Origin of the sequence: Lonsdalea britannica (genome assembly GCF_946477055.1) — a bacterium.
GTDB classification, from domain to species: domain Bacteria; phylum Pseudomonadota; class Gammaproteobacteria; order Enterobacterales; family Enterobacteriaceae; genus Lonsdalea; species Lonsdalea britannica_A.
Map to the genome: position 1 here is coordinate 1 of NZ_CAMKXG010000374.1, position 2591 is coordinate 2591.

The window sequence follows — 2591 nt, forward strand, 5'->3', positions numbered from 1 at the left end:
CCGGTGAATACACCGACGACACCGCCATGGCACTGGCGTTAGCGGATGCGTTGATCGAATGTCAGGGCGACGTGGTGCCCGATACCATCGCCGCTCACATTCTCGCCTGGGCTGACCGGGTAGATGCCTATGGCAAAGTCATGCTTGGCCCCAGTTCCAAAATCGCATTGGCGGCGCTGAAAAACGGGACCGCTATCCGCGATCTGGAAAACAACGGCGTCACCAATGGCTCAGCCATGCGAATCTCCCCGTTAGGATGCATGGTGCCAGTACACACGCTCGATCGCTTCATTACTGACGTCGAACTCGCGTCCAGCCCAACGCATAAATCCGATGTCGCTATCGCGGGTGCAACCGTCATTGGCTGGGCGGTCTCTCAGGCCGTGGATGGCGTCAGTTGGGAAAGGCTGCGCGACCAGCTCCCGGCCGTCGCCAGAGCGGCCCAGGAACGGCGAGTGACGACCTATCACGCGTCCATGTCAGCACGTATTGAACTGGCGCTGGATATCGCCAGCCACTCCGGCGGTACGGAAAGTACGATGGATCGCATTTACCAGCTGTTGGGAACGACCAGCGATATTCTGGACTCCGTCCCGTCGGCCATCGCCATGGTGGAACTGGCGGGAACGCAGCCCAATCGCTGTGCCGTGCTATGTGCCAATCTGGGAGGCGATACCGATACGATAGGAGCAATGGCGACCGCGATTTGCGGAGCGCTGCATGGGGTGGAGGCGATCGATCCGCTATGGCGTCAGCAGCTTGATGACGTCAATCGCTGCGATATTGGCCACTACGCTCGCCAATTACTGGCGCTGCGACTGCAGCGGGAAAAGAGGAAGGACGTTTAACGCTCATTCGATAGCGGGACGGCATCTCACCGATCCCGCTATCGACGCTTAGAGACGATAACTCAGATCGTCAGGTTCGTACTTACCGTTCCGACACGAAGACGTATCGGTCGGCGCGACAGTGGTTGATACTAAACTCGATAGGAACCCCCTCCTCATCACATACCTGCTGTTTGAGCACCAGCATCGGCACCGATGCCTTGATATTCATCACAGACATGAAGTGCTCATCCGAGGCTTTGGCCGTCACCCAGTTACGTGTATGTTGCGGCGAAATATTCTGAGCTTTGAAGTAGGCATAGAGTGACACCCCAATCTCGTCCGGATCGCCTATCAGCGTGGCAGGGACATAGGATGTCACGATTGAAACGGGTTCATCTTCGATAAAACGATGGCGAAGCAAGCAATAAACCGACGTATCCGGCGGTAGCGCCAGCTGTTCGGCCACCTCTTCGCTACACGGCACCACCTTCTTCTCCAGCCACATCGTGCCGGGATTTTTGCCTTTCCCCGTCACTTGACAGCTAAAGCTGGCGGCACTGCCGATTTGATATTCCATCTGGAAGTTAATGTAGGTACCGTATCCTCGCGTACGCACAACCACGTTACGGGATTCCAGTAGTTTCAATGCGTTGCGTACGGTGATGCGGGAGATCCCTAGCAGACGGCAAAATTCTCGTTCGCTGGGTAGAAAATCTCCCTCGCGGAGATCGCCATTTTGTACAGCCTGTTGCAAAGCATCACTGAATTTGACGTAGAGGGGCGTATGGTCCCTCTGCTGTAAACGGTGCTGCAACCGCTCTACCAGGGCTGAATATGTGTCCATTTCTTCCTCCTGTATCCATGGTGGCTAAAGCGTCATCGACGCTTTCCTTGTTAAATAGTCCCTTGTAACTCAAAAGCATAGCTATCCAGCCAGCTGTGTATTCCTTACTTCTCTCCCACCTCCTAACAAACGTAACGGCCACAAAAACGGGCAAAAGGTCAATCTATTGTAAAACCATGACTCACGCAGTATTGATGATATGACACTATATCTTTTAATTTGATTCACTAATTTGCAGTATTCTTTAGACTCAGTCACCCTTCTGCGGGTTATTTCTCCAATCTTATTGACGATCCCCCGTCATAGCGGAGCTTACTCATGAAACCTGAAATTATTTTGTACGGTCGCATCCCCGAAGATTTACGCACTCGCTTGTCATCCCACTTCACTGTCAACGAATTTCAAGGTCTCCCACCGGTCAACGATCCGGCCCTGGCAAAGGCTGAAGGGCTAATCGGGGCCGGCGGTCAAATCGGTCAGGCGTTTCTTTCCCATCTGCCGCGCCTGCGCGCAGTCTCAACCGTTTCTGTCGGGTACGACAATATCGACGTCGCCGCGTTAAATCAAAAAAATGCGCTGCTGATGCACACGCCGACCGTATTGACCGATACCGTAGCGGATACGGTGATAACGCTGATGCTGATGACAGCCCGCCGCGCGCTCGAATCCGCAGAACGCGTCAAAGCCGGAGAGTGGCAGCGCAGTATCGGCCGCGACTGGTACGGCGTTGATGTTCATCACAAAACGATCGGCATACTGGGCATGGGGCGCATCGGTATGGCGGTCGCGCAGCGTGCCCACTTCGGTTTCAACATGCCTGTCCGCTATCACGCCCGCCATCGTCATCCTGAAGCCGAACAGCGCTTCAACGCCCACTACGACGAGTTAGATACCTGTCTCTTATACACATCTCCGAG

At 54.5% G+C, this 2591-nt stretch carries 3 protein-coding genes; 2 read left to right on the forward strand and 1 reads right to left on the reverse strand.

From position 1 onward, the window contains the following. Positions 1–848 (forward strand): ADP-ribosylglycohydrolase family protein (locus Q7O77_RS16820; protein ID WP_304169898.1); only part of this gene is annotated, 848 nt, incomplete at its 5' end. 82 nt (positions 849–930) lie between these two features. Here Q7O77_RS16820 and Q7O77_RS16825 read toward each other — a convergent pair. Next, positions 931–1674: a GntR family transcriptional regulator gene (locus Q7O77_RS16825; RefSeq protein WP_304169900.1), complete on the reverse strand. Its 744-nt coding sequence runs from the start codon at positions 1672–1674 to the stop codon at positions 931–933. Between the two features lie 318 nt (positions 1675–1992). Here Q7O77_RS16825 and Q7O77_RS16830 point away from each other — a divergent pair. Continuing rightward, positions 1993–2591 (forward strand): NAD(P)-dependent oxidoreductase (locus tag Q7O77_RS16830; protein ID WP_304169902.1); only part of this gene is annotated, 599 nt, incomplete at its 3' end.

Bases quoted from the DNA above. Each gene is read 5' to 3' on its own strand.
- Q7O77_RS16825 (WP_304169900.1), bottom strand. From the start codon at position 1,674: ATGGACACATATTCAGCCCTGGTAGAGCGGTTGCAGCACCGTTTACAG.